Source organism: Nonomuraea sp. 3-1Str (assembly GCF_031570565.1).
Taxonomy (GTDB): Bacteria; Actinomycetota; Actinomycetes; order Streptosporangiales; family Streptosporangiaceae; genus Nonomuraea.
In genome coordinates this window covers 446,025-472,470 of sequence record NZ_JALHBK010000002.1, presented here as the reverse complement: position 1 = coordinate 472,470, position 26,446 = coordinate 446,025, and the positions used below count along the sequence as shown (strand labels likewise).

Sequence of the window (26,446 nt, the reverse complement as noted above, 5' to 3'; positions counted from 1 at the left end):
GGCTCCGGTGACCAGAGGATCGCGGAAAGTCACGATCGCAGCTCCAGCAGCGTGATCTCCGGAGGCGCTCCCACCCGTACCGGCGGCCCCCAGAACCCGGCGCCCCGCGTCACGTACACCTGCACCCCGTCCACCGTCGCGAGCCCCGAGACGACCGGCTGCTGCAGGGGCACGACCAGGTTGAACGGCGCGATCTGGCCGCCGTGCGTGTGCCCCGAGAGCTGCAGGTCCACGCCGTGCCGGGCGGCCTCGGTCACCTGGACGGGCTGGTGGGCGAGCAGGACCGTGGACCGGCTCGTGTCGCGCCCGCCGAGCGCCTTGGCGAAGTCGGGGCCGTCGTCCATGGTCGCGCCGTTGATGTCGTTGACCCCGGCGAGGTCGAGCACGCCGCCCTGGTGGCGGATCTCCACCCGCTCGTTACGGAGCGACCGCACGCCCAGGTGGTCCAGCTCCTCGATCCACTCGGCCGGGCCCTTGGAGGTGTAGTACTCGTGGTTGCCCGTCACGAAGAAGGCCCCGTACCTGGACTCCAGATCGCGCAGGGGCCTCGCCAGCGGCCCCAGCTCGGCCACCGTGCCGTCCACCAGGTCGCCGACGATCGCGACCACGTCGGGACGCAGGGAGTTGATCATCCGGACGATCCGCTCGGTGTGGCCCCGGCCCGTGAGCGGCCCCAGGTGGATGTCGCTGACCACGGCGAACCGCAGGCCGCTCAGCCGCGAGTCGAGGTGGGGCAGCGTGACCTTGACCGGCTCGATGACGGGGTCGCCCAGCGCGCTGCTCACGCCGTACCCGACCGTGCCCAGCGCGCCCACGCCCGCGACGGCGACGGTCGCCCGCCCGAGGAACAGCCGCCGGCTCATGTCGGTCGCCTGCGCGGACCCGCCGGCCGGTACGGCGTCAGAGCCGGACTCGACGACCGGGGCGGCGTCAGGAGCTGAGCCGGGAACGGGCGCGCCGGCCGGGACCGTCTCCGGTACCCGCGCCCCGGCGTCCGCCCGATTCCCGCCACGCCGTATGAGCGCCCACGCGACCGCGCGCGGCACCTCCAGCACGACCAGGAACACCAGCAGGTAGAACATGACCGCCAGCCACAGGTACCCCGGCCAGGCCAGCCAGTGCCCCACCCCCAGCCGCGTGCCCGCGAACGTCACCACCACCAGGACGCCGAGCCCGGCCAGCACCCAGGTCAGCACCCAGCGCAGCCGCCCACGGCGGGTGGTGGAGCGCACCAGCCGATGCCACAGGTACACATGCACGGCGGCGACCGCCACGACCATCATGAAGACGAAGCCCAAGACCACGCCGTCATGCTACGAGCAGCGCCGCCCCCGGGCGGTGTCCGGCCTGAGAGCCCTCTCAGCGAGGAGCGGACTCTCAGGGCTTGGCCGCGGACTTCTTGGCCGTCGTGGTCTTGGCCGTGGTGCTCTTGGCCGTCGTGCTCTTGGACGCTGTGGTCTTGGACGTGGCGCTCTTGGCCGTCGTGCTCTTCGCCGCCGCGGGCTTCTTCGCGGCGGGCTTGCGGGCCGTCGTCTTCTTCGGCGCCGGGGCCCGCTCACGCCGCTCGGCCAGCAGCTCGGCGGCCCGGTCGATCGTGATGTCCTCGACCGTGTCGCCCTTGCGCAGCGACGCGTTGGTCTCGCCGTCGGTCACGTACGGACCGAACCGGCCCTCCTTGACCACCACGGGCTTCTTGGAGTTGGGGTCGTCGCCCAGCTCCCGCAGCGGCGCCGCGGCGGCCGCCCGGCCCCTGCCGCGCTGCTTGGGCTGCGCGAACAGCTCCTTGGCCTGCTCGATCGTGACCGTCAGCAGGTCGTCCTCGGACGCCAGCGACCGCGAGTCGGTGCCCTTCTTCAGGTACGGGCCGAACTTGCCGTTGAACGCGACGACCTCTTCGCCCTCCAGCTCGCCGACCACCCGGGGGATCGACAGCAGCCTGAGCGCGTCCTCCAGCGTCACCGTGTCGAGCGACATGGTCTTGAACAGGGAGCTCGTGCGCGGCTTGGCCGCGTCGGCCTTCTTGGTGCGCCGCTTCGGCGCGCCCTCCTCCTCCTGCGGAGCGGGCAGCACCTCCGTGACGTACGGCCCGAACCGCCCGTCCTTGGCCACGATCAGGTGCCCGGTCACCGGGTCCTGCCCCAGCTCCCGGTCGCCTGTCGGCCGCGAGAACAGCTCCTCGGCCTTCTCGGCGGTCAGCTCGTCGGGGGTCATGTCCTCGGGCACGTTGACGCGGGCGCCGTCGCGGTCGAGGTACGGGCCGTAGCGGCCGACCCGGATGACGATGTCGGTGCCCCGGATGGGGAAGGAGCTGATCTCCTTGGCGTCGATGTCGCCGAGGTCGGTGACCATCTCCTTCAGGCCCGCGTCGCCCTCGTGGCCGTAGTAGAAGCGCCGCAGCTCCGGCACCCGCTCGGCCCGGTCGTTGGCGATGTCGTCGAGGACCTTCTCCATCTCGGCGGTGAAGTCGTAGTCGACGAGGTTGCCGAAGTGCTGCTCCAGCAGGTTGACCACGGCGAACGCCAGGAACGACGGCACCAGCGCCGTCCCCTTCTTGAACACGTAGCCGCGGTCGAGGATCGTGCCGATGATCGAGGCGTACGTGGACGGCCGCCCGATCTCGCGGTCCTCCAGCTCCTTGACCAGCGACGCCTCGGTGTAACGGGCCGGCGGCTTGGTGGAGTGGCCGGCGACGTCCAGCCGCGACAGGCCCAGCGCGTCGCCCTCGGCCAGGTTGGGCAGCCGCTTCTCGGAGTCGTCGCGGTCGGTCGACGGGTCGTCGGCCCCCTCCACGTACGCCTTCAGGAAGCCGTAGAACGTGATCGTCCGGCCGGAGGCGCTGAACTCGACGTTCTCGCCCGACGACGAACGGCCGCCGACCTTCACCGAGATCGACTCGCCCACCGCGTCCTTCATCTGGGACGACACGGTGCGCTGCCAGATCAGCTCGTACAGCCGGAACATGTCGCCCGACAGCCCGGTCTCGCCCGGCGTGCGGAACTCCTCGCCCGAGGGCCGGATCGCCTCGTGCGCCTCCTGCGCGCTCTTGACCTTGCTGGTGTAGACGCGCGGCTTGTCGGGCACGTACGCCGAGCCGTACAGCTTGATCGCCTGCGAGCGCGCCGCGGCGATCGCCGTCTCCGACAGCGTGATGCTGTCGGTACGCATGTACGTGATGAAGCCCTGCTCGTACAGCCGCTGGGCGACCTGCATCGTGTACTTGGCGGAGAAGCCCAGCTTCCGGCTGGCCTCCTGCTGCAGAGTGGTCGTCCGGAACGGCGCGTACGGCTTGCGGGTGTACGGCCGGCGCTCGACGGAACGGACCGCGAACGAGGCGCCCTGAAGCCGGGCCGCCAGCTCACCGGCGGCGGCCTCCGACAGGTGCAGCACCTCGGACGACTTGAGGGTGCCCGTGCTGGCGAAGTCGCGGCCCTGCGCCACCCGCCTGCCGTCGACCCCCGTCAGCGTCGCGGTGAAGTCACGCGGACGCTCCTCGGGCTTGTTGCTGTCGAACAGCGCCTGCAGGTCCCAGTAGTGGGCGGGCGTGAACGCCAGCCGCTCCCGCTCGCGCTCCACGACCAGCCGCGTCGCGACCGACTGCACGCGCCCGGCGGACAGGCGGGGCTTGACCTTCTTCCACAGGACCGGGCTGACCTCGTAGCCGTAGAGGCGGTCGAGGATGCGCCGGGTCTCCTGGGCGTCGACGAGGCGCAGGTTGAGGTCGCGGGGGTTGGAGACCGCGTCGCGGATCGCCTGCGGGGTGATCTCGTGGAACACCATGCGGTGGACCGGCACCTCGGGCTTCAGGACCTCACGCAGGTGCCAGGCGATGGCCTCGCCCTCGCGGTCCTCGTCAGTGGCGAGGAACAGCTCGTCGGCGTCACGCAGCAGCTGCTTCAGCTTGTTGACCTGCGCCCGCTTGTCGGGGTTCACGACGTACAGCGGCTCAAACCCATGATCGACGTTCACACCCAGGCGTGCCCACGGCTCCCCCTTCAACTTCTCGGGGATGTCGACGGCCTTCTCCGGCAGGTCGCGGATGTGGCCGATGCTGGACTCGACGATGTAGCCGCGCCCGAGGTACCCGGCGATCGTCTTCGCCTTGGCGGGCGACTCGACGATCACCAGGCGTGTTCCGCCGGCGCTGCCGTTGTTGGCTGGCACGCTGCTTCCTACCTCGCTGTTCGCTTGCAATTCCCCCTGCCGGGAGCCGGCACAGATCTGAAAGGTAACCCGACTCGCGGAATTTTCCTTCCCCCGGGGCTACCCACTAGCTTTCGGGTCCACCCACAAGCACGCAGAATAAGGCCCAACGAGCGGCACCGCGCCCTGACTCACCCTGGAGACTAATCGTTGTGCTCGACTACTCCTACATGGATATCTTCATTCCGCGCGATCTCTCCCGCGAAGCCGCACGTCAGCTGCTGACCGAGCACGCGGAGTACGGCCAGTGGGAGCTCTCGCGGGTGCGCCTGCACCCCGACGGGAGCCGGCAGGTGCGGCTGCGCCGCAAGGTCATGCGGGTCCGCCGCACTCTGTGACTTTTCTCAACGTACGCCCACCTCTCCTGGTACGCGCCCGTCCGGACGCGCACATGGCTTTGCCCGTCCCGGGCCGCGCCCCCGAGACGGGCAAAGCGTCTGTGGACCCGCCCGCCTCCTGGGTGCGGAGACGGGCGGGGTTTTCGGTCCGGCCGCCCATGGCGTGGGGGCCTGACCGTACCTCTTCTTCTTCTGTGCTTGCGGCTGCCGATCCGGATGCCCTTACCGTGGAGTGAGAGCCCCGGGACATGTGGTGAGATCGGCCACGTACCCCAGGTCGAGGCCCGCGCGGGGACCGCCCACCTCCGGCACTTCACGCCGGGCGCTCACTTCCCGCCGAAGGGGAGCGGCGGGTCGTTTGTGCCCGGCCGGAGCGGGAGCGGCGGAGCGCTCACTCCCGGCCGAGGCGGAAGCAGCGGGGCGCTTACTTCCGGCCGAGGCGGAAGCGGCGGGTGGCCGCGAACAGCGTCGCCGAGGCGGCGCACATCCCGCCCATCAGCAGCGCGACCAGGGCGCCGAAGCTCATCCCCGTGACCCCGGCGGGCCGCGCGGCGCTCATCAGGCCGATGTCGCCGACCGGGAGGGAGCGCGCGGCCGAGGTGGCGGCGCCACCGACCGGCGTGGCCGCGACCAGCGAGGTCGCCGGGGCGACCGCGGACAGCGGGCCGGACGCGGCGGAGGCGTTGGACGCGACCTCCTTGGCGTGCTTGGCGCGCTTGACCGGCTTGGCGGGCTTGGCGGGCTTGACCGGCTGCACGGCGGGCCGGGCCGGGCGGTCGGGCAGGCCCGGCAGCGACGGCAGGACCGGCAGGCCCAGCGAGTCGGACATGTCACCCACGACCGGGAGGTTGCCGGCGCCCTGCATCTGACGCGTCACGTCCCCGGCGCCCTGAAGGCCGCCGACGGCGGGGAGGGCGGGCAGCATCCCGCCGCCCTGTGCGCCGGGAGCCGCGTACGGGTGACGGACGGAGCCGCCGTGGCCGGGGTGGCCGGGGTGTCCGCCGTGGCCGTTGTCGGCCGGCTTGCCGACGTGCGCCCCGCCGAGGCACCCGGCGGCCGCGTCGCCCAGGACGGCGACCGCGTTGCCGCACACGTTGACCGGAGCGGTGATCGGCGCGACCACCTGGTTTCCGGCCAGCACGCCCGAACGCCCGGAAGTGGTGTTGCCACCCGCGCCGGAGCCCTGCTGCGGCGAGACGCTGGCGCCGCCCTTGCAGTGCGCCTCGGCCAGGCCGAGGGCCGCGACGGCGTTGCCGCAGGCGTTGATGGGAGCGGTGATCGGCGCGACCACCTGGTTGCCGCTGAGCACGCCCGAACGCCCGGAAGTGCGGTTGCCGCCCGCGCCCCGGCCGCCGTCGTTCTTCACCGACGCGCCGCCCTTGCACCCGGCGAAGGCCCCGCCGAGCACGGCGACCGCGTTGCCGCACACGTTGATCGGAGCGGTGATCGGCGCGACCACCTGGTTGCCGCTCAGCACGCCCGAACGCCCGGAGGTGGTGTTGCCACCGGCGCCCGTCCCGCGGCCGGTGTTCTCCACGGACGCGCCGCCCTTGCACCCGGCGGGCGCGTTGCCCACGGCGTTGCCGCAGGCGGTGATGGGCAGGCTGATCGGGGCGATGACCTGGTTGCCGCTGCCGGCGCCGAACCGCCCGTCGGTGTCGTTGCCGGAGGAGCCCGATCCGCCGTGCCCGCCGTGGCCGCGGCCGTAACCGCCGCCGGGGTGCCCGCCCGGCCGCCCGGTCGTGACCGACGAGCCGCCCTTGCAGCCCGCGAACGCCTCGCCCACCACCGCGACGGCGTTGCCGCAGACGTTGATCGGGGCGCTGACGGGCGCCAGGACCTGGTTGCCGCCGAGCACGGAGTTGCGCCCGGAGGTGGTGTTGCGGCCGGTGCCGGTGCCGCGGCCGGTGTTCTTGACCGACGCGCCGCCCTTGCATCCGGCGGTCGCCTCACCGAAGACGGCCACCGCGTTGCCGCAGGCGTTGATCGGCGCGGTGATGGGCGCCGTCACCTGGTTGCCGCCGAGGATGCTGTGGTCACCGGAGGTACGGTTGCCGCCGGGGCCGCCGCGCCCGTTGTTCTTGACCGTGGCGCCGCCCTTGCAGCCGGCGTCGGACCTGCCGAACAGGGAGACGGCGTTGCCGCAGGCGTTGACCGGGGCGGTGATCGGCGCGTTGATCTGGTTGCCGCCGAGGATGCTGGAGTCGCCGGACGTCTTGCCCGGGATGCTGGAGCGGCCGGTGTTCTCCACCGACGCGCCGCCCTGGGAGACCGCGTGGGACTCGCCGACCGCGGCGACGGAGTTGCCGCTGATGTCGATCGGCAGGGTGACGGGCAGGTTGACCTGGTTGCCGCCGCCGATGGAGTGGTCGCCGGAGGTGTCGGCCAGGGCGGTGCCGCTGCCGAACGACATGACCGCGACCGCGAGCAGAGCCGCGGGTGTGGAAGCCTTCGCCCACGTACGCATGATGAATGCTCCTATGACTTCTGGGGGGAATGAATTGCGCCTGACGGTTCGCGGGCGGCGAGGCCGTACGGGAGCGTGACGCGTCGCCGTACAGCGGGACCTCGCGACCGCGAACCAGTGATGACTGACGTGTCGCCCGCCGGCGGAGGGGCTCATGCCCCACCGATTCGTGAGAGCGGGCTTACTGCGCCGCCGGCCTGTCGCCGGCGGGCCCGGCCCGTCGTGGACGGGAACCGCGGCTCCCGTCCCTCGCCGACCCGTCGCGCACGCGAACCACGACTCCCGCCTCTCGCCGGCCCGTCGCGTGAGCGGCCGTCCGGCCTCTTCGGCCGGCCTCGCGCCTTCGTGACGGGTGCGGGCCGTGCGGCCCGATGGCGAGTGGGGCCAGGTGGGCCCCGGGCGGGTGCGGGCCATGGCCGCGCTCCGCCGCCGGCCCGTGAGGACCGGCATCAACGGCGGGGATCAGTCAGGTGAGAAAGAAGGGTCGTCCGCCGCTGTGCGGACGACGGGGGGAAGCACGCGCGCCACGACGGCGCGTCCAGCCTCGGGCCGCGGGTCGAGGAATGACCTCGCGACGTCCCCCATACCTGGCCCGAACGGGCCGCCACCGCCGCCCGGCACCAGTCCGTCGGTGCCCAGGATCTTGCTCGCGGTGGAGGGAGGCGGCAGGCCGGGGTCGGACTGGCTGGTCAGCCCGTCGACCGTGCGCCCTGCCATCGCCTCGGCGTTGTCCGCCGCCGAGACTGCGCCGTCGTCCGTGGGGAAACCGTCCGTGAAGGACCCGGTGACGGCGTCGGGGGTGACGGAGTGGGAGCCACTGGTTCCCGTGGCTGCTTCTGGCAGCGCCTCTGTCATTGCCACTGTCGCGGCCGTCGTGGTCGCGCCGGTGGCGGTGGAGTCCGCCGTCCCGGTGCTCGCGGCGGCCGGAGCGGCGGAGAGAAGCGTCCCGAACAGGACGGCGAGCAACCAGCCGGCGGCGATCACGCCACCTGCGACTGCCGCCCGCGCGACCACCCGGCGGGCACCGGCCGCGAACCGCGCCATCCGGTGCGCCCGCTCGGTGATCGCCTCGCCTGCCGGAACGGCCACGGGCACGGACACGGACACGCGGAGCACGACCCGGGCCATCGCCCTCAGTCGTCGCACCGGCGTGCGTGTCACGTGACCTCCCCATATCCGGAACCGACCTCACGTCGTGAGGCCGGTCCCTGGACTCACCCCTCAACGATGCGTAACCGTAGCAGCACCCAAGGTGATCGCAAGCTGTTTTCACCGGAGACCCATGAATCAGTCAAGCTTCGGACTCTGGGACCATCGCGCTCCCCCGAATGACCCGCAGTTCCCTCCCATGGGACGGAGACCGAGACGGAGACGGAGGCGGGGCGGAGGCTGGGATGAGACGGGGCTGGCGCGGAGGCGGCCGGCCGGGCGAGGCCGGTAGCTACGGCAGGAAGGCGGGGTGGGCAGCGGGGCGGCTCCGCAGGAGGCGGACCCTGGCTACGCCCCTGAGCGACGGACGGCTCGCACGTGTACGCGACCAGGGCCTGAACGTGTACGCGGCCAAGGAAGCCCGCCGCGACAGACTGTCTGGAACCGCGTCACCCGGGCCGGCGCAGGCCATCGGACGCCGCGCCATCCGCTCTCGGGGATTCGCGGTATCACGCACCCCTCAGAGTTTGCTAACCTTACTGAGCCGACGCGGGATGACGGTCCCACGTGCAGGCACCAAGTCCGGGTGGCGGAATAGGCAGACGCGCTAGCTTGAGGTGCTAGTGCCCTTTGCGGGGCATGGGGGTTCAAGTCCCCCCTCGGACACAGACTGGTACCCCATATGGTCCTGGTCGCTGGAGACGGCGACCAGGACTTTGTGTTGTGAGGGGTGGTAGACCAGCTCCAGGCCGAGACTGGCGTAGATCTTGGCTTTCCGGGTTGGGTCCGCTCTCACCAGGACCTCCACGAGGCTCCCCAGACTGCGCAGGGACACGGCCAGGCTGTCGCGGTCCAAGAGACGGGACCGGGCGACGGGGAGCCGGGTGAGCCTGTGTTGCAGCTCAGTCTCTCGACCTTGTTCCTCACCCATCCAGCTTGCGATGAGCACCGGGTCGGCGCCGGCCTCCAGAGCCGCGCGGTGGCGAGCCAGCTTCCGATCGCATTCGGCCATCTGCCGCTTGATTGCCTCGGCCTCGTGCAGTCCCGGGGACGGCGCTTCGTGCGCTAGTCGCAGGAGGCATCGAGATGCGCTTATCACAGGCACAACCACGGATCCGGCCGACTGTCGAGGAGATAGGCAAACGGTTCAAGTCCCCCCTCGTCGGTGTCTTGCCGAGATCGTATGGCTTGAGGTGGAGGCGGATGTTCTTCTGGTAGCTCGCCAAGGTGGAGGGTTCGAGCCTGAGCCCGGCCACCCACACGTCGAGGTACGCACCCAGGGTCTGCTTACTCGGCTGGACGAACTTGCCCTTGTCCACCTTGCCGAGGGCGTCGCGCAGGGCCTTCTGCGCGTCCTTCTGGGTGAGCCACGGCTGGTTGTTCTCATCGCGGCGGCGCAGGACGGGCTTACGGCTTGCGTCAGGCAGCGCGGCCGTGAAAGCAGGGTCGTCTTGCCGGCGCGCCCGTCGGCAACCGCAAGGGGCCGAGGCCGGTGTCCCGTCGATCTCCTACCTGTCGATGGTAGCCGCGGGTCAGGATGGCCTACCCGGCAGCGGACGGCCCGGCGGACGTGGCATTCGTACTGGACGTGGCATTCGTACCGGGGGTGGCCTGAGTACCGGAGGTGGCTGAGGTCGTGGGTTCGCGGGAGAAGCGGGCGCGGATCCAGCCGATGACGGAGGGCCCGCCCGCGAAGCACCACAGCGCGATCACCGGGTCGCAGATGGCGCAGCCGAACGAGGAGTGCTCGGCGAAGGGAAGGATCGGGGCGCCCTTGAGGTGGTGGATGACGTCCCACACGGTGTGCAGCAGCCAGCCGACGCCGATCCAGGCATAGCTGGTCAGCCCCCGGTAGGCGACGTACGTCATGACGATCGGCAGCACGAACTCCGCGTAACCGAGCCCGCCGCCGCTGAGGTAGGCGGCGCCCGCGCCGGCCACGATCACGGCGTTGACCGTGCGCCGGTGCGGCTCGGGGATCAGGGAGATGAGGGTGACGGCGATCAGGCCGATCAGGATCGGCATGAGGATGGACATGAGAGGCGGCGTACCGTTCTGCGAAACGTGAAGGGAAGGAGAGGGGGCGGCGCCAGACTAGGACGACCGCCCCCGCCGCCCCATGGGCTGAATCGACAATTTCCCACGGGTTCCCGCCACCGGCCCTCTCGTAGGCGTCGGCTCTCACCTTCGGCACCGCCCGGCCGGCCACGAAGGCCCGGGCGGGGCGTCCGGGCCGTCCCCCTCGACAACGCGGCTTCGACTGGGGGCCGGCGGTCCCGACGCGCTGCTTCCGGCGGGGGTCTGGGCGGTTCCCGACGTACTGCTTCGGGCGGGGCAGTGGCCGCTACGGTGTCCGTCATGCACACGATCGCCGTCTTGGCCCAGGACCACGTGGTGCCGGCCGACCTGGCCACGCCGGTCGAGGTGTTCGGGCGGGCCGCCCTCGCCGACGGGCGCCGCCCGTACCGGGTCCGGGTGTGCGCGCGGACGCCGCAGGTGACCAGCGAGGCGTTCACGATCGTCGCCCCGTACGGGCTGGAGGCGCTGCGCGAGGCCGACACCGTCATCGTGCCGGGCCGCTCGGAACCGGCCGCGCCGCCCGACCCGGAGGTGCTCGCGGCCCTGCGCGCGGCGGCGGCCGGCGGCACCAGGATCGCCTCCATCTGCGTTGGCGCCTTCACCCTCGCCGCGGCCGGCCTGCTGGACGGGCTGAGCGCCACCACCCACTGGACGGCGGCGCGGCGGCTGGCTGAGGCGTACCCGCTGATCGACGTGCGGCCGGACGTGCTGTACGTCGACAACGGCCAGATCCTCACCTCGGCCGGGGCGGCGGCGGGGCTGGACCTGTGCCTGCACCTCATCCGCCGCGACTTCGGCTCGGCCGTGGCCGCCGACTCCGCCCGGCTGTCGGTGGTGCCGCTGGAACGGGAGGGCGGGCAGGCGCAGTTCGTCTCGCACGCCCTGCCGCCGGTGCCCCGGGGCTCGCTGCTGGAGCCAGTGCTGGCGTGGATCGAGGAGCACCTCGCCCAGGAGATCACGCTGGCGGATCTGGCCGCGCGCAGTGGGCTGAGCGAGCGTACGTTCAGCCGCCGCTTCCGTGAGCAGACCGGCACCACGCCGCTGCAGTGGCTGCTGCGGGCCCGGGTGCGCCGGGCGCAGTTCCTGCTGGAGAGCACCGACCACGGCGTGGAACGGGTCGCGGCGCAGTCCGGGTTCAGCTCGGCCACCGCCTTCCGCGAGCGCTTCAAGCGTGTCGTCGGGGTCACGCCGCAGTCCTACCGCGCCTCCTTCAGATCCTCCGGTCCTCGTGCGGGCGGCGCCCGGAACTGAGGGAGGGGCAGACCGACAGATTCCGGGATCGGGTGCGGTGGCGGGCCTCTGACCACGTGCGAGCGCTGCCCAGCGCCAGCCCGGCCGGTGACGGCGAAGGAACCGGCACCGCTGAGGAGACCCTGCGCACGGCCGTGCACTTGGCGCAACGGGGCTGCTGGTCCAAGCCGGACACACCCGATACAAGGGCGCATGTGGCGCGCGACTGCGGGTAGTGAGTCCCGGGACTCCGCCCGGCTACCGGCGAGGAGCACCAATGGCCACCAGTGAACAGCATCGGCCGGAGATCGTCGTCGGGCTCGTGGCGACCCCGCCGGACTATCCGGCGCAGGTGGTTGCGCGGCTCACCGCCGATCTGCCCGACCTGCTCACCGAGCGGGTGGACCCGGACGTGCGGTGGACCGTCCGGGAAGGCTGGGGCGACGTGGCTCCCCGCCGCGATGGCGGCGTTGAGGCGCTACTCGACGATCTTGCCAACCGGCGTGCCGACGCCCGGTGGGACGTCGCGATCTGCCTGACCGACCTGCCGCTGCACATCGAGCGGGTGCCGCTGGTCGCGCAGACGTCCGCCCGGCGCCGAGTCGCGATGGTGTCCTTGCCCTCGCTGGGGCTGCGCCAGTTGCGAGCGGTCCGCGCAGCCGTTCCGGATCTCGTGGGCCGGCTACTCAGTGACGCTTCCGAGGAGCGGGTACCGCCGGCCGGCGGGGCACCGGCTGAGCTGGCCGGCCGGATTGCCGCCATTCACCGGGTGGTCGGCGAGGTTGATGCCGGGGAACTGGGCTACGTCGCCTCGCGGCTGATCGGCCGGGTGCGGCTGCTGACCGGAATGGTCCGGGCCAACCGCCCGGGGCGCGCCCTGCTGGGCTTGTCCAAATTGCTGGTCGGCGCCTTTGGTACGGCCGCGTTCGCGCTCACCACCAACACCATCTGGCAGATGGGCGATGCGCTCGGCGGACTCCGCCTCGCCGTGATCATGCTTCTCGGGCTGACCGCGTTGGTGGTCTGGCTGATCGTTGCGCACGACCTGTGGGAGAAACCGGACCGGGAGACACCGGCTGAGCTGGCCCGGCTGTTCAACGTGGGCACGATTCTCACCCTCACCCTGGCCGCAGCGGTGTCCTATCTGGTGCTGTTCGCCGGAACGATACTCGCCGCGGCGCTGCTGATCGACACATCCGTGCTGGAACAGATCTTGCAGCGGCCGGTCGATTTCACCGACTACCTGATCCTGGCCTGGATCATCAGCTCGCTGGCCACCGTCGGCGGCGCGATCGGCTCCGGGCTGGAGGACGAGGACACGGTGCGGGCCGCCGCTTACGGCTACCATCCCGAACCCGGCGGCTGGCAGGACGAGAAGGACGCGTAGTTCCCGCCCTGAGGCCAGCGCCCGGCCGGACCAGAGCGCTCGGCGACCTACCGTTGGATGCCGCTGTGGATGACCCTCAGGCGCTCGGCACGCGTCCTGGCTCAGGCGTCGGCGGGCGCGGTTGGGTCGGGAAGGCGGACACGGGCTCACCGCTGCCCCAGATTGGCGATGAGACCGACGGACACCGCGATAACGACGGTGCCGAAAAGGTAGGAAAGCAGGGCGTGCCCGAAGGCGACCTTCCGGATGCGGGTGCTGGCCAGCACATTGTCCGATACTCCGTAAGCCATCCCCACGGTGAACGCCGTGTAGGCGAAGTCGCTGTAGCTCGGCGGCTGCTCCTGCTGGAAGTCGATGCCTCCGTCATCGTCGACGTAGTACAAGCGTGCGTACTTGAGGGCGAAAACGGTGTTCGTCAAAGCCCAGGACAGGGCCACGGTCACCAAGCTCAAGATCACCTCGATCACGGCGACCGGATCCTGATCACTGCTCGGGCGGAGGAGCGCGGCCACGACGGCCGCGAGACTGGCCACCGCGCCGATCAGGATGCCCGTGTCGGTGGTGTGCGTCCCGCCTTCCTCTTCGGCGATGCGCTTGGTCCCCTCGTGGTCCTGCCACCAGCTGATCTGCCACACCCACGCCAGGACGAGGGAAACCGCCACATCCCAGGTGACGAAGAAGAACAGTTCAGGGGCGCCGAGGAGTGCGACGCCTCCGCCGGCCACGGCGCCGAGCAGGACGCACATCAAAACCCGCCGCAAGGAAAGTACTCGCTGTCCGCGACGCCCCTCCATTGCCCCCACCTGCACCAGATTGTCACGGGACGGCCCGACGCCACCCCTTCACCGCGCATCTCCGCATGCTCGCTGTCACTGCGGTACGGAACCCGATCGAGGTGGCCGCCGGCGAGGCACCAGCAACAGGCCGAATCTCGTCATAGCAGCAGGTCGAAGACACGGATGGTGCGTGTCCACTCCTCGCTCGCCGGGCTCTTGCGAGCGGGCTCTATGACTCTGATCGCCCTGGCGAGCGCCACGGAGAGCCCACCCGACACGGCAGGCAGCCGGGCCTCGGTATCTTCGCTGAGCGACAGATCGAGCGGAGGCAGCGCCGCGAGCTCCGCCAGGATCGAGGCCAGGTCCAGTTCCTCGTCCAGGTCCCGGAAGTCGTGCATGCTCTCCTGCAGTCCTTTGGTGATGGGCAGGTCCCAGGGCTGGATGATGTCCCGCGCGTTCGACTTCGCGGCGGCCTCGGCGACGACGAGCATGTCGTACAGTTTGCGGTTGACGAAGTCGCTGTAGCGCTTGAGGTCGGCCTTGTCCACGTCGAGTCCCGCGGCGGCGCGAAAGAAGTGCTCGAACCTGGAAACTGCGATCACGGGCATGTGGATCACCGTCTTTCCTGTTGATTCCCTGTGGCAGTGAATCTTTCGTGCACCATGCGGACCGCCATCGCGCCTTCACCGACCGCGGAGGCGACTCGTTTGACGGAGCCGCTGCGAACGTCGCCGACGGCGAATACGCCCAGGTGCCCTGTTTCCAGGGGAAGGGCGCCCCAAGGCGACGTGCCCTGGCCCGTGAGGACGAAGCCGCGGTCGTCCAGCGGGAGAGTTCCCTTGAGCCATGCAGTGTGCGGGTCGGCTCCGATGAAGGTGAACAGCGCGTTGGTCCGGATCTCCAGGAGTTCTCCTGTCCGCGTGTTCTGCGCGCGGACGGCCCGTAGTGTGCGATCTCCGAGTAGTTCGCGTACCTCGGTGTAGTACCTGATTTCGATGCTGGGAGCTCGGTCGATCTCGTCGACGAGGTAGCGGGACATGCTCGCGCGTACGTCGCCGCCGCGCACGAGCATGCATACCGAGGAGGCGTTCCTGGCCAGGTAAAGCGCCGCCTGGCCGGCAGAGTTCCCGCCGCCGACGATGACCACGGGCGATCGCCGGCACATGCGCAGCTCAAACGGTGTCGCCGCGTAGTAGACGCCGGATCCTTCGAATTTTTCCAGGTGGGGAACGTCGAGCTTCCGATAGCGGGCGCCGGTGGCGATGATCACGGCGTGGGCCCTCGCGGCGCACTCGCCCTCCACGATGACGCCGTAGTGGCCCTCACGCGGTTCCAGGCTGCCCACCTCGGCGGGGACGGTCAGGTGGGCGCCGAATTTGCCTGCCTGGATGACGGCACGCTCGGCGAGCTCGGCGCCCGAGATGCCAGTGGGAAAGCCGAGATAGTTCTCAATGCGGGACGAGGTGCCCGCCTGCCCGCCCGCAGCTACGGCATCGAGCACGACGGTTGTCAGGCCCTCAGAGGCCGCGTACACGCCGGCGGTCAGGCCTGCGGGTCCCGCGCCTACGACGATCACATCGCATACGGCGTCGCTCGACGCAGGGGCGGGCAGGCCGATGGTCTTCGCCAGTTCGGCCGGGGTCGGGTTGCGGAGCACCTGGTCGCCGTGCCAGATCACCACCGGGGTGTCGTACGGGGAGATGCGCAGCTCGCGCAGGAGCGCGTCCGCGGCTTCGTCCTCCTCCAGGTCGATCCACCGGTGAGGGATCCTGTTGCGTGCGGCGAATTCGACAAGCCGCCGGGCATCGGGTGAGTATCGGGAGCCGATGATGCGGAACCCGACGTCCAGACCGATCAGCAGGGAGCGGCGGGTCAGGTAGGCCCGCAGGATGAGGTCACCGAGCGCCGGGTCGCCCGCCACGAGCGTCCGCACCTCGTCGGCCGGCACGGCCAGCACCTCGCCGGGCTCCCGCACGACCGCAGTGACGAATGCGGCCTGGCCGGTGAGGAGGCCGAGCTCGCCGAGGAAACGCCCATGGCCGTGGACTGCGATCGTCCGCTGTTTCGCACCGTCCCCCTCGACCATGGCCACCTTGCCCCGCAGGATCACGATGAACTCGGGGGTAGGCTCGCCCTCCCGGTAGAGGATGTCGCCCGGCGACACGGACCGCCGCTCGCCGTGCAGGGACAACTTGGCGATCTGCCCCTCGTCCAGCCGGGGATAGGCCCCGCACAGGTCCGGTGTTTCCACGCTGGAGTGCTCTGTCATGACGGAGCTCGCACTGCGTCTTCGACCCACTCGCGCAACTGCGGCGCCGGCGCCGCGCCCGCGCGTTGCGCCACGACGCGGCCCTCGTGCAGCACCATGAGTGTCGGGACGGCCGTGATCGTGTATCGGCGGGCGAGGGCCGGAGAGCCGTCCACGTCGACTTTGACGAGTTTGAGCCGTCCCGCCATCTCGCGGGCGAGCTGTTCGAGTGCCGGGGTGACCATCCGGCAAGGCCCGCACCACTGCGCCCAGAAGTCGACCAGGACGGGAAGGTCGGCGCGCTCGGCGACCTCGGCGAAGGTGTTGTCGTCAGCCTCGGCGATCCACGGCAGCGGCCGGTGGCACACCCCGCACAGGGGCTTGCCTCGGTAGGCGTCCGGGACCCTGTTGGGTCTGCCGCAGTTGGGGCAGTTCACGGTGCGCATCTCAGGTCCTGGGCGGATAGAAGGTGACGTTCAGCTCACCCTTGTCGGCGCCGACCGTGATGGTCGACCCGTCGGGCACGTCGCCGGCGAGCAGCGCGCGTCCGATCCTGGTCTCCACCTCGCGGGCGATGAACCGACGCAGTGGCCGGGCACCGTAGACGGGGTCGTAGCCCTGGTTGGCGATGAGCCGGCGTGCGTCCTCGGTGACCTCCAGGGTGAGCCGGCGGCTGGCCAGGCGGCTTCTGATGTCGGCGAACATCAGGTCCACGATGCGCTCGATCTCGGCCTCGGTCAGCGGCTTGAACAGCACGATGTCATCGACCCGGTTGAGGAATTCGGGCCGGAAGTGCATGCGCAGCTCCCCCATCACGCTCTCGCGTGCCTGGGGCTTGATCTCCCCGTCGGCGGTGACCCCGTCCAGCAGGTGCTGGGAGCCGATGTTGGAGGTCATGATGACCACGGTGTTGCGGAAGTCGACCGTGCGGCCCTGCGCGTCGGTCAGCCGCCCGTCGTCCATGACCTGCAGCAACGTGTTGAACACGTCCATGTGTGCCTTCTCGATCTCGTCGAACAGCACCACCGAGTACGGCTTGCGCCGCACCGCCTCCGTGAGCTGACCGCCCTCCTCATAACCGATGTAGCCCGGAGGAGCACCGACGAGCCGGCTGACCGTGTGGCGTTCCTGGTACTCGCTCATGTCGATGCGCACCATGTTGTCCTCGGTGTCGAACAGGGCCTCCGCGAGTGACTTCGCGAGCTCGGTCTTGCCGACCCCGGTGGGTCCGAGGAACAGGAACGATCCGATGGGGCGCCGAGGATCCTTGACGCCGGAGCGAGCGCGGATGACGGCGTCGGCCACGAGCCGCACGGCCTCCTCCTGCCCGATGACACGTTCGTGCAGGATTTGATCGAGCTTGAGCAGTTTGTCCCGCTCCCCCTCCTTCAGCCGGGTCACGGGGATGCCGGTCCAGCGGGAGACGATGGACGCGATCTCGTCCTCCGTGACGACCTCGCGCAGCAGCCGGTGGCTGTTCTGCCGGGATTCGAGCCGCTCCTCCTCGGCGCGAAGCCGGCGTTCCAGTTCGGGGATCCGGCCGTGGCGGAGCTCGGCGGCACGGTTGAGGTCATAGGCGCGTTCGGCCTGTTCGGCCTCCCGCCGCACGCTCTCCAGCTCCTGCCGCAGGCTCTGCACCTTGCGCAGGGCCGACCGCTCGGCCTCCCACTGCGCCCGCATCGCCTCGGCCTCGGCACGCGTGGCGGCCAGCTCCTTGCGCAGCTCTTCCAGGCGGGACCGGCTCGCGGGGTCGTCCTCCTTGGCCAGCGCGGCCTCCTCGATCTCCAGCCGCATCACCTTCCTGGTGAGCGCGTCGAGCTCGGCCGGCATGGAGTCGATCTCGGTGCGGAGCATCGCACACGCCTCGTCGACCAGGTCGATGGCCTTGTCCGGCAGGAACCGGTCGGCGATGTAGCGGTGGCTGAGCGTCACCGCGGCGACGAGCGCGCTGTCCTGGATCTTCACGCCGTGGAAGACCTCCAGCCGCTCGCGCAGGCCGCGCAGGATCGAAACAGCGTCCTCGGCCGAGGGCTCGTCGATCAGTACCGGCTGGAACCGCCGCTCCAGGGCGGCGTCCTTCTCGATGTGCTGGCGATACTCCTGCACCGTGGTCGCGCCGATCATGTGCAACTCGCCGCGCGCGAGCATCGGTTTGAGCATGTTGCCCGCGTCCATGGCGCCCTCGGTCGCCCCGGCGCCGACCACCGTGTGAAGCTCGTCGACGAACAGCAGGATCTGGCCCTCAGCCGCCTTCACCTCGCTCAGCACGGCCTTGAGGCGTTCCTCGAACTCTCCGCGGTACTTGGCTCCCGCGACGAGCGAGCCCATGTCCAGGCTGAAGATGGTCTTGTCGCGCAGCCCCTCCGGGACGTCGCCGCGGGTGATCCGCTGGGCGAGTCCTTCGACCACGGCCGTCTTGCCGACGCCGGGGTCGCCGATCAGCACGGGGTTGTTCTTGGTCTTGCGGGACAGGATCTGGATCACGCGGCGGATCTCCGTGTCGCGGCCGATCACGGGGTCGAGCTTGTCCGCGCGGGCGTCGGCGACCAGGTCGCGCCCGTACTTCTCCAGCGCCTCGTAGGCGACCTCGGGCATGTCCGAGGTGACCCGCTGGTTGCCCCGGACGGCGGTGAGCGCCTGCAGGAACCGGTCCCTGGTCACACCCTGGCCGTGCAGCAGCCGCCCCGCCTCGGTCGCGGAGCCCTCCTCGATCAGGGCCAGCAGCAGGTGTTCGACCGAGACGTACTCATCCTTGAGCCGCCCGGCCTCCCGGTCCGCGGCGTCGAGCAGCCGGGCCAGGCGCTGGGTGAGGAACACCTGGCCGGGCGCGGCGCCCGGGCCGCTGACCTTGGGCCGGTGCGCCAGCTCCGCTTCCAGATCGGCGCGAAGAAGCTGCGTGTCGGCACCCGCCTGTTGCAGCAGCCGGGGCGCCAGCCCCTCGGGCTGGTCAAGCAGGGCCAGCAGGAGATGCTCCCCGTCGACTTCGGTGTGACCGTGCCGCAGCGCCTTGGTCTGGGCGTCGTGCAGGGCCTCCTGCGTCTTCTGCGTCATCCTGTTCGGGTCCACTCCAAGTCTCCCTAGCGTCGTGGCAAAGGGCCGCGCAGGGCGGCCTCGAGCTCCGCGATCCGATCGAGGAGGTCGATCACCACACCGATCGCGGCGTAGTTGATGGACAGGCCCTCGTGCAGCCGCTGAATGCGGGCGGCCGCCGTGACCTTGGAGGGGGCGAAACACAGCTCCCCTCTGGCGTCCCTGTCGGGCTCCAGCAGTCCGAGGGTCACCAACCGACGGACGATCTCCGGGTGCAGCCCCGTGGCCCGCGCGTAGGAGTCGAGGTCCAGCCGGGACGGGCGTACGAGTGCGTAGATCACGAGCGCCTCCTCGGGTCGAACCGCGATGCGGAGGCGAGCTGTTCGAACAGGCGTCGCTCCGTGTCGGTGAGCTTGGCCGGCACCATGATCTGGACTTCGGCGAAGAAGTCGCCCGCGGGGCCACTCGGGTTGCGCATGCCGCGCCCTCGCAAGCGCAGGCGACGGCCGCTGGACGTGCCCGGTGGCACTGTCACCTTCGCCTCGCCGCCTGGCGTGTCGATGGGCACCGTGGCTCCCAGTGCCGCCTCCCAGGGAGCGAGCGGCAGGGTGGTGTGGATGTCGCGGCCCTCCACGCGATACCGGGGATGGTCGGCGATCCGCACGATCAGGTGCAGATCGCCTGCCGGCGCTCCATCGCTTCCGCGCCCGCCCTGCCCGGCGAGCCTGATGCGCTGCCCGTTCGTGACCCCGGGCGGGATCGTGACGTCCAGCCGCCTGCCATCGGGGAGTGTGATGGTGCGACGGCCGCCGCGGTAGGCCTCCTCGACGGTCAGCGTGAGCTGCGCCTCCTGGTCTGCGCCCGGCACAGGGCCCCAGCGTCGCCTGCCACGGCCGCCGAACATGCCGCTGAGCAGGTCGTCCAGGTCAAGGTCCGCGCCGAAATCAACGCCCTGGTCAGGCGCCGACCGCCATGTGCCACCCGATCCGGCGCGCGTGCCTGCGCGGGCGCGAGCGTAGTCCGCGGGGTCCACGTCGGGCGGGACCTGGCGGAAGTCGTGGCCGAAGGCGTCGTAGCGGCGACGCTGCTCGGGGTCGGAAAGCACAGCATAGGCCTCCGAGATCTCTTTGAACTTGTCCTCTGCCCCCGGATCTTTGTTGACGTCCGGGTGGTAGGCGCGCACGAGCTTGCGATAGGCGCGCTGGATCTCGTCGGCGTCGGCATTCCTGTCCACGCCGAGTACCTCGTAGAAGTCCCGCCGTGCGGCCATCACTCCGCCTTCTTCGCGACGGCGACTCTTGCGGGCCGCAGCTGCCGCTCGCCCTCGCCATAGCCGGGCCGCAGCACCTCCACGACGGTGCCAGGCTCGACATCGGTCCGTTCGACGGCTGCCACCGCCTCGTGGCGCGCCGGATCGAACATCACGCCCGTCTCGTCGTATCGCGGGTAGCCCAGGCTGGCCAGGACGGAGACGGCCTGATCGCGCACCGCTCGCACGCCGTCGAGCACCGCCTTCGCGTCGCCGTCGCCGTCGCCCGCATGGCTCAGCGCGAGCTCGAGATTGTCCAGGACGGGCAGCCACGCGGCGGCGACCCTGGCGCGTTCCTCGGCCCGCAGCCGCTCGTTGTCGCGGGCGATCCGCTTGCGGAGGTTGTCCAGGTCGGCGACGGCGCGCAGCCATCGGTCCTCCAGCTCCACGAGTTTGGCGTCCGTCTCCGCGGACGCGGCGGCGGCCTCCTCAGGGGGCTCCCTCCGGCCCTCGGGTACGTTCTCGTGCATGTCAATCGGGCTCCGAGGTGGTGAACTCCGCGTCGATCACGTCGTCGTCGGCGCCGGGGGCGCCTTCCGCCCGGACATCAGGCGGCACCTCAGGCGTATCCGGCCGGACACTGGCGCCGAGTCCCTGGTACACCTGCTGGAGCTCGGCGCTGAGCGCCCGCAGCCGGTCGATCGGCGCCTCTTCCTTGAGCGCCTGGCGGGCGTCCCCGACGAGCTGCTCCGCACGTGCCTTCTCGTGCACGGGTACGCCGTCCCCGAGCTCCTGTAGCCGGCGCTCCACCTGGTAGGCGACCGAGTCCAGCTCGTTCCGCGCGTCGATGGTCTCCCGGAGCCGAGTGTCCTCGTCACGGTGCTGCTCGGCGTCCGCGACCATCCGCTCGATCTCCGACTTGCCCAGGTTGGAGCTCTCACTGATGGTGATCCGCTGCTCGGCCCCGGTGTCCTTGTCCCGGGCGGAAACGTTGAGTATGCCGTTGGCGTCGATGTCGAAGGTCACCTCGATCTGCGGCACCCCTCGTGGCGCGGGCCGGATGTTCTCCAGCCGGAAGCGCCCGAGCACCCGGTTGTCGGCGGCGCGCTCCCGCTCACCCTGCAGAATCACGATGTCCACGGCGCTCTGGTTGTCCTCCGCCGTGGAGAACGTCTCGGTCCGGCGGGCCGGGATGGTGGTGTTGCGCTCGATGACCTTGGTCATGAGCCCGCCGAGGGTCTCGACACCGAGTGAGAGCGGCGTGACGTCGAGCAGCACGACGTCCTGCACCTCGCCCTTGATGATGCTCGCCTGGATCGCCGCTCCGATGGCGACCACCTCGTCCGGATTCACCGTCATGTTGGGGTCCTTGCCCCCGGTGAGCCTGCGGACGAGGCTCTGGACGGCGGGGATCCGCGTGGATCCGCCGACGAGGATGACCTCGTCGATGTCCGCGGGCCTGAGCTTGGCGTCCTCCATCGCCTGCTCGACGGGATGGATGCAGCGTTCGACGAGGTCGGCGGTGATCTGCTCGAAGGTGGACCGCATGAGCGTGGTGTTGAGGTGCTTGGGTCCGGAGGCGTCCGCCGTGATGAACGGCAGGCTGACCGTGGTCTGGGTCACCGACGACAGCTCGACCTTGGCCTTCTCGGCCGCCTCGAAGAGGCGCTGCAGCGCCTGCGGGTCCTTGCGCAGGTCGATGCCCTGCTCTCGCTGGAACTCGTCAGCCAGATGATCGACGATCCTGCGGTCGAAGTCGTCGCCGCCGAGGTGCCCGTCGCCGGAGGTGGCGCGGACCTCGACGACCCCCTCGCCGATGTCCAGGATGCTGACGTCGAACGTACCGCCGCCCAGGTCGAAGACCAGCACGGTCTCGTTGGACTTCTTGTCCAGCCCGTACGCCAGGGCGGCGGCGGTCGGCTCGTTGATGATCCGCAGGACCTCGAGGCCGGCGATGCGCCCCGCGTCCTTGGTGGCCTGGCGTTGGGCGTCGTTGAAGTACGCCGGTACGGTGATGACCGCCTCGGTCACTTTCTCGCCGAGATACTTCGCCGCGTCAGCGGCCAGCTTGCGCAGGATGAGCGCCGAGACCTCCTCCGGCGCGTACTGCTTTTCGCCGACCTGGAAGCGGACGTCTCCCTGCGGCCCTTCGACGACGTCGAACGAGACAGCGTGGATCTCGCTCTCGACCTCGTCGTAACGACGGCCGATGAACCGTTTGGATGAGTAGATCGTTCCCTTCGGGTTCAGTATGGCCTGGCGTCGCGCGAGCTGGCCCACCAGGCGTTCACCCTCAGGGGTGAACGCCACCACGGACGGGGTCGTGCGTGACCCTTCCGCGTTGGGGAGCACGGTGGGGTGACCGTCCTCGGTAGCGGCGATCACCGAGTTCGTGGTTCCTAGGTCGATGCCTACTGCTTTCGCCATTGCTCGTTCGCCTTCCCAATGAGCTCATGGGCCCTGGCCGCGTGTTCGGAGTCGACGAGGACCTCGTACTTGTCGGCCACCAGGCCGGTCTCGGAGACGAAGTCCCGCCGTCCGCCGTGCGCCGCGTGCGCGATAACGCCGAAGATCGCCCCAGCGACCGCGCCCCACAGGATCAGGGCGACCAGGGACTCGGCCATGGTCGAGAAGATCCCGAAGAACAGGCCGACGAGCAGGCCGAACCAGGCTCCGCTCAGCGCGCCCCAGCCGGCCGCGCGGAGATGAGTCATGCGCGCGAGGACATGCTCCATCGAGCGCAGGCCCACGCCCACGATCAGCGTTCCGTGTACGGGGAACCCGTGATCCGACAGATAGTCGACGGTCTTCTGCGCCTCCTGGTACGTCTGGTAACTGGCGAGCCGTTCCTTGTTGGCGGTGACGGAACCGGCCGGCGCGACGGTCATGGCTCCTCCTCTCCCCGCATCAGGCGGCCACCTCGATGTGCCGGGGCTTGGCAGCCGCCGCCTTCGGAACGGTGATGGTCAGCACGCCGTCGGAAAGACGCCGCCCCTGCGGCGCATTGCCAGCAATGCCATCGGTCCCCCTACTGGGATTGGGGGGTTCGGGCTCAGGACTTACTGCTCTGACCCTTGTCGGCGCGCTGGGCGGTCACATCCCCCACACGTGTAGTTTCGGCGGCTCAGCTTTGCCTCTCATCGTGCGACCGGTCGGGGCTGACACGTTCCTGCTCCACCGCGAGGCGTGTGAGCTCGACACGGGAGCCGATGCTCAGCTTGCGGTAGACATGCCGCAGATGGAACGCGACCGTATGGACGCTGAGGAACATCTGCTCGGCGATCTGCCGGTTGGTCCATCCCTCGACGGCGAGCAGCGCGACGGCATGCTCGGTTTCCGTGAGGCTGCCCCAGCCGGAGGCGGGCCGCTGAGTGTGGTGCCAGTGGCGGCGGCGCACCCCCAAGTCGCGCAACCTCCGGCGGACGCGTGCCGCGTCCCTGGTGGATCCGATGTCATCGTAGATCGCCAAGGCTCGGTCCAAACTGGTGACCGCCTCCTGCTGCTCCCCGAGGGCCTTCAGCACCATGCCGAGATCCTCCTCGGCCGAGGCCTGCGCCCATTTGTCCTCGATCTGCTCGGCAGCGAGGGAGAGAGCCTCGCGATCGCCATCGAGCAGGCCCCGGGCGTGCGCGGCGGACGCGGCCAACATCGGGAGGCCCAAGCTGGCGCGACTGAGGGCCTCCGCCGTGGTGACGATGGACTCGGCCGTTGAACGGTCTCCCGCGCCCATGGCGACCCGCACCATCCACGCGCTCACCGTCGAATCCATGGCGAGCAGCGAAAACAGCTGGAGCGGGCGGGAGAGAGCCGTGAGCAAGGTCATCGCGCTCCGGGGGCCGTCAGACGCCTCGGTGACCTGGGCTGCCAGCAGGGCGTGCCGCGCGTGTGCTTCGCTCGATCCCTCGGCGGGGGCCGCGAGACGTCGCATTGCTTCTCGCAGGTCGCCCCGCCGGAGAGCGACGGCGGCGAGCACGCCGCTGGCCACCTCGGCGGCCAGCGGCATGTTGTGAACGGCGGCGAGGCTCAGAGCTATCTTCCCTGCGGTGACCGCACCGTCGAACCGGCCTGCGGCGAACTGGGCGCGAGCCTCCAATGCCGCGACGTCCGCCGCCCAGGCCAGATGGTCATGAACGAGCATTTCCGTGCGTGCCTGCTGGAGCATTGCCCGCGCCTCGTCGAGGCGGCGCACATCGATGAGCATCGCCGCGATGGTGAGACAGGATTCGTAGCGGCGTTCGCTCGGCCGGTCCTTGCTGGCCAGCCGCCAGGCGTCCTCGGCCAGCGCAAAGGCGTTCGAGAGCCTGCCCTCGTCCCGCTCGATCGTGGCGAGGGCGGTCAGCGCGGCGACCCTGACTGTTGGACCGTCCCCGGATTCGCCCTCGATGATGTCATTCGCGTATGCACCTACGTAGTCGTCATGCTGGCGGGTCATGGCATACAGCCTCACCACGACCGCGCGGTCGCGCACGTGATGCCAGCGGGCCGGGAGGGCCAGCACACTGTCGGCCTCGTGGATCGCCTCGTCGTCCCTGCCGGTCCGGTACATGATGTCCGACAGCAGGCATCGTAGTTCCGCCACGTTCTGTGCGAAGCGATTGTCGACGAGACGTTCCTGGACCATGTTCTCGGCCTCCTCCAGCCGTCCACCGGTGACCGCCGCGTGGACGGCAGCGGCCGAAGTGGTGAAACGGCCGCCCGCCGGTTCCAGGTCTGTGAGAGCGCCGAACTGGCTCAGCAGTGCATCCCGTACTGGCGGAGGAACCGATGTGGCGGTGACGCTCGCGACCAGCTCGTAGCGGAAGGCGAGCCCACGCCCGGTGACGTCGAGAATGCCCGCCGCCGTGACTTCCTCGATGGCGGAGAGCAACCCGGCCGGCGTGGTGCCGAGCAGCGACGCGGCCTGCTCGATCGGCAGCGGCCCGCCGAGCACGGCGGCGGTCTCCACCAGGCTTCGGGCCTGCCCGCTCAGGGTGTCGGTCCAGCGTCGCACCACCCCTCGCAGCCGGACGGGCACATGGGCATGAGACATGGCACCACGGGACGCGTCGAGGCGGCCTTCGTCGCGCAGGCCGGCGAGCAATTCGATGATCAGCAGAGGATTGCCCCCGGCACCGGCCACCAGCACACTCGTCGTCGGATCGGGCGCCCTCCCGAGCAGGTCCGTTGCCAGCTCCGTGACGGCCTCCGGCGAGAGCGGCGCGAGCTTCACCCGCGCGGCGCCGTTCCGCTCCAGGAAACCGAACAGGGAGGCGGCGCGGCCGTCGTTCTCGGCGGTCGAGCCGCTCAGCAACCAGCCGACGGGCCGGGTCGTCAGCCGGTCGTGTAGGGCGCGGACAATCTTCAGCGTCGCCGGTTCGGCCCGGTGCAGGTCGTCGAACACGGCCAGCACCGGCGCTCTGGCCCGCTCTTCGAAGGCCTTCGTCAGGCGGTCCAGCAGGTGCGTCGGTGAGCCGACGGACCGCGCCTCGAACGGGAGATCGAGGGACTGCAGCAGGAAGCCGCACGAAACGAGTTCGCCCCATTCTTCCACGCCGCCGCGGATCAGGCCGATGCCGTGGTGGGGAGCGACACCGGCGGCTTCGTGCAGCAGCCTGCTCTTGCCCGCCCCGGGTTCACCGTCTACGAGTAGCGTGCCGGTCCCGCCTTGTCGCAGCGTGCGAAGCAGCCCCTCGACCTGGCGCCATTCCCGTTCGCGACCCCGCATCTCGTTCCCTCCAATCGAGCGCTTTCCAGCGCAGGAGCGGCGAATCCCTTGCCTGTGGAGATCTTTTGCGCTCGGTCCACTACATGGCTTGGGGATGTGGTCCGGCGACGACTGGAGCCAAGGTTGTAGTGCCACAAGAGAACGCGAAGGGATGGACGAGATGGCGGAGACCGGTTATGCGCCGTTCAACCGGACCGTGGACAAGACGAACCGGGTCCTGCGTGAGATCGAAGAGGCGCACGGTTGGTCTGCTGAGCAGCGGAACCGATCCTACGCCGCCCTCCGGGCGGTGCTTCACGCGCTCCGCGACCGGCTGTCCGTCGAGGAGAGCGCGCACCTCGCCGCCCAACTGCCGCTGCTGATCCGTGGTCTTTATTACGACGGCTGGCGCCCGGGCGCGGTTCCGGTGAAGGTCAACCGTGAGGAGTTCCTCGACCGCGTGTCAAGCGGGGTGAACTTCGAATTCCACGAAAATACCGATGATCTCGTCAAGACGGTTTTGCAGGCGCTCAGGAAGCACATTACCGATGGCGAGTGGGAGGACGTGAAATCCAGCATGCCGAGGGACCTGGCTTCGGTGCTGCCCTAG

General features: G+C 70.1%; 20 protein-coding genes and 1 tRNA gene. 5 read left to right on the top strand and 16 right to left on the bottom strand.

Going from position 1 to position 26,446, the window contains the following annotated elements; all coding sequences use genetic code 11:
• Nucleotides 1-29: 29 nt before the first annotated feature.
• Nucleotides 30-1,304, bottom strand: coding sequence for a metallophosphoesterase (locus tag MTP10_RS05980; protein WP_310707983.1), 1,275 nt, complete (start codon nt 1,302-1,304; stop codon nt 30-32).
• A 73-nt stretch (nt 1,305-1,377) separates the two neighbouring features.
• Nucleotides 1,378-4,161 (bottom strand): type I DNA topoisomerase, encoded by a 2,784-nt coding sequence (gene topA / locus MTP10_RS05975; protein WP_310707982.1) that lies wholly within the window; start codon nt 4,159-4,161, stop codon nt 1,378-1,380.
• Between the two features lie 209 nt (nt 4,162-4,370).
• Between topA and MTP10_RS05970 the strand changes: the two genes are divergently transcribed.
• Nucleotides 4,371-4,538, top strand: coding sequence for a DUF5703 family protein (locus MTP10_RS05970; RefSeq protein ID WP_397334426.1), 168 nt, complete (start codon nt 4,371-4,373; stop codon nt 4,536-4,538).
• A gap of 424 nt (nt 4,539-4,962) precedes the next feature.
• Here MTP10_RS05970 and MTP10_RS05965 read toward each other — a convergent pair whose 3' ends face one another.
• Both MTP10_RS05965 and MTP10_RS05960 read right to left on the bottom strand, forming a co-directional pair.
• Nucleotides 4,963-7,005 (bottom strand): chaplin family protein, encoded by a 2,043-nt coding sequence (locus MTP10_RS05965; protein ID WP_310707980.1) that lies wholly within the window; start codon nt 7,003-7,005, stop codon nt 4,963-4,965.
• Nucleotides 7,006-7,467: 462 nt separating this feature from the next.
• The gene (locus MTP10_RS05960; RefSeq protein ID WP_310707979.1) at nt 7,468-8,166 is read right to left on the bottom strand and encodes a hypothetical protein; all 699 of its coding nucleotides are present in this window, start codon (nt 8,164-8,166) and stop codon (nt 7,468-7,470) included.
• 568 nt (nt 8,167-8,734) lie between these two features.
• On the opposite strand from MTP10_RS05960, the gene MTP10_RS05955 reads away from it, so the two are divergent.
• Nucleotides 8,735-8,820: transfer RNA gene (locus MTP10_RS05955), tRNA-Leu, on the top strand.
• A gap of 876 nt (nt 8,821-9,696) precedes the next feature.
• Here MTP10_RS05955 and MTP10_RS05950 read toward each other — a convergent pair.
• The gene (locus MTP10_RS05950; RefSeq protein ID WP_310707978.1) at nt 9,697-10,191 is read right to left on the bottom strand and encodes a DUF6010 family protein; all 495 of its coding nucleotides are present in this window, start codon (nt 10,189-10,191) and stop codon (nt 9,697-9,699) included.
• A gap of 321 nt (nt 10,192-10,512) precedes the next feature.
• On the opposite strand from MTP10_RS05950, the gene MTP10_RS05945 reads away from it, so the two are divergent.
• On the top strand, nt 10,513-11,484 hold the full coding sequence (locus MTP10_RS05945) for a helix-turn-helix domain-containing protein (RefSeq protein WP_310707977.1): 972 nt from the start codon (nt 10,513-10,515) through the stop codon (nt 11,482-11,484).
• Between the two features lie 256 nt (nt 11,485-11,740).
• On the top strand, nt 11,741-12,850 hold the full coding sequence (locus MTP10_RS05940; protein WP_310707976.1) for a hypothetical protein: 1,110 nt from the start codon (nt 11,741-11,743) through the stop codon (nt 12,848-12,850).
• A 146-nt stretch (nt 12,851-12,996) separates the two neighbouring features.
• Here the strand turns inward: MTP10_RS05940 and MTP10_RS05935 are convergent, their stop codons facing one another.
• The 11 genes from MTP10_RS05935 to MTP10_RS05885 all read right to left on the bottom strand — a co-directional run bounded on the left by MTP10_RS05935 (nt 12,997) and on the right by MTP10_RS05885 (nt 25,857).
• Nucleotides 12,997-13,596 carry a DUF1345 domain-containing protein gene (locus MTP10_RS05935; protein ID WP_310707975.1) on the bottom strand — a complete coding sequence of 200 codons (600 nt, stop codon included), beginning with the start codon at nt 13,594-13,596 and terminating at the stop codon, nt 12,997-12,999.
• Between the two features lie 188 nt (nt 13,597-13,784).
• Nucleotides 13,785-14,234 carry a DUF1931 family protein gene (locus tag MTP10_RS05930; protein WP_310708164.1) on the bottom strand — a complete coding sequence of 150 codons (450 nt, stop codon included), beginning with the start codon at nt 14,232-14,234 and terminating at the stop codon, nt 13,785-13,787.
• A gap of 5 nt (nt 14,235-14,239) precedes the next feature.
• Entirely contained in the window at nt 14,240-15,895 is a 1,656-nt protein-coding gene (locus MTP10_RS05925) for an FAD-dependent oxidoreductase (RefSeq protein ID WP_310707974.1), read from the bottom strand.
• Nucleotides 15,892-16,320, bottom strand: coding sequence for a thioredoxin (gene trxA, locus MTP10_RS05920; RefSeq protein ID WP_310707973.1), 429 nt, complete (start codon nt 16,318-16,320; stop codon nt 15,892-15,894). The genes MTP10_RS05925 and trxA overlap by 4 nt, the downstream gene beginning before the upstream one ends.
• Nucleotide 16,321: 1 nt before the next feature.
• Entirely contained in the window at nt 16,322-18,925 is a 2,604-nt protein-coding gene (gene clpB / locus MTP10_RS05915) for an ATP-dependent chaperone ClpB (protein WP_397334425.1), read from the bottom strand.
• A 26-nt stretch (nt 18,926-18,951) separates the two neighbouring features.
• The gene (locus MTP10_RS05910; protein ID WP_310707971.1) at nt 18,952-19,245 is read right to left on the bottom strand and encodes a chaperone modulator CbpM; all 294 of its coding nucleotides are present in this window, start codon (nt 19,243-19,245) and stop codon (nt 18,952-18,954) included.
• Nucleotides 19,242-20,174, bottom strand: coding sequence for a DnaJ C-terminal domain-containing protein (locus MTP10_RS05905; RefSeq protein WP_310707970.1), 933 nt, complete (start codon nt 20,172-20,174; stop codon nt 19,242-19,244). The genes MTP10_RS05910 and MTP10_RS05905 overlap by 4 nt, the downstream gene beginning before the upstream one ends.
• Nucleotides 20,174-20,683 carry a nucleotide exchange factor GrpE gene (locus MTP10_RS05900; RefSeq protein WP_310707969.1) on the bottom strand — a complete coding sequence of 170 codons (510 nt, stop codon included), beginning with the start codon at nt 20,681-20,683 and terminating at the stop codon, nt 20,174-20,176. Before MTP10_RS05900 ends, MTP10_RS05905 begins: the two co-directional genes overlap by 1 nt.
• 1 nt (nt 20,684) lies before the next feature.
• Entirely contained in the window at nt 20,685-22,580 is a 1,896-nt protein-coding gene (gene dnaK / locus MTP10_RS05895) for a molecular chaperone DnaK (protein ID WP_397334419.1), read from the bottom strand.
• Nucleotides 22,565-23,041, bottom strand: a complete 477-nt coding sequence (locus MTP10_RS05890; protein WP_310707967.1) for a general stress protein — start codon at nt 23,039-23,041, stop codon at nt 22,565-22,567. The genes dnaK and MTP10_RS05890 overlap by 16 nt, the downstream gene beginning before the upstream one ends.
• 236 nt (nt 23,042-23,277) lie before the next feature.
• Nucleotides 23,278-25,857 (bottom strand): AAA family ATPase, encoded by a 2,580-nt coding sequence (locus MTP10_RS05885; protein WP_310707966.1) that lies wholly within the window; start codon nt 25,855-25,857, stop codon nt 23,278-23,280.
• 151 nt (nt 25,858-26,008) lie between these two features.
• Between MTP10_RS05885 and MTP10_RS05880 the strand changes: the two genes are divergently transcribed.
• A complete protein-coding gene (locus tag MTP10_RS05880) occupies nt 26,009-26,446 on the top strand; it encodes a DUF2267 domain-containing protein (RefSeq protein WP_310707965.1) in 438 nt (145 codons plus the stop codon).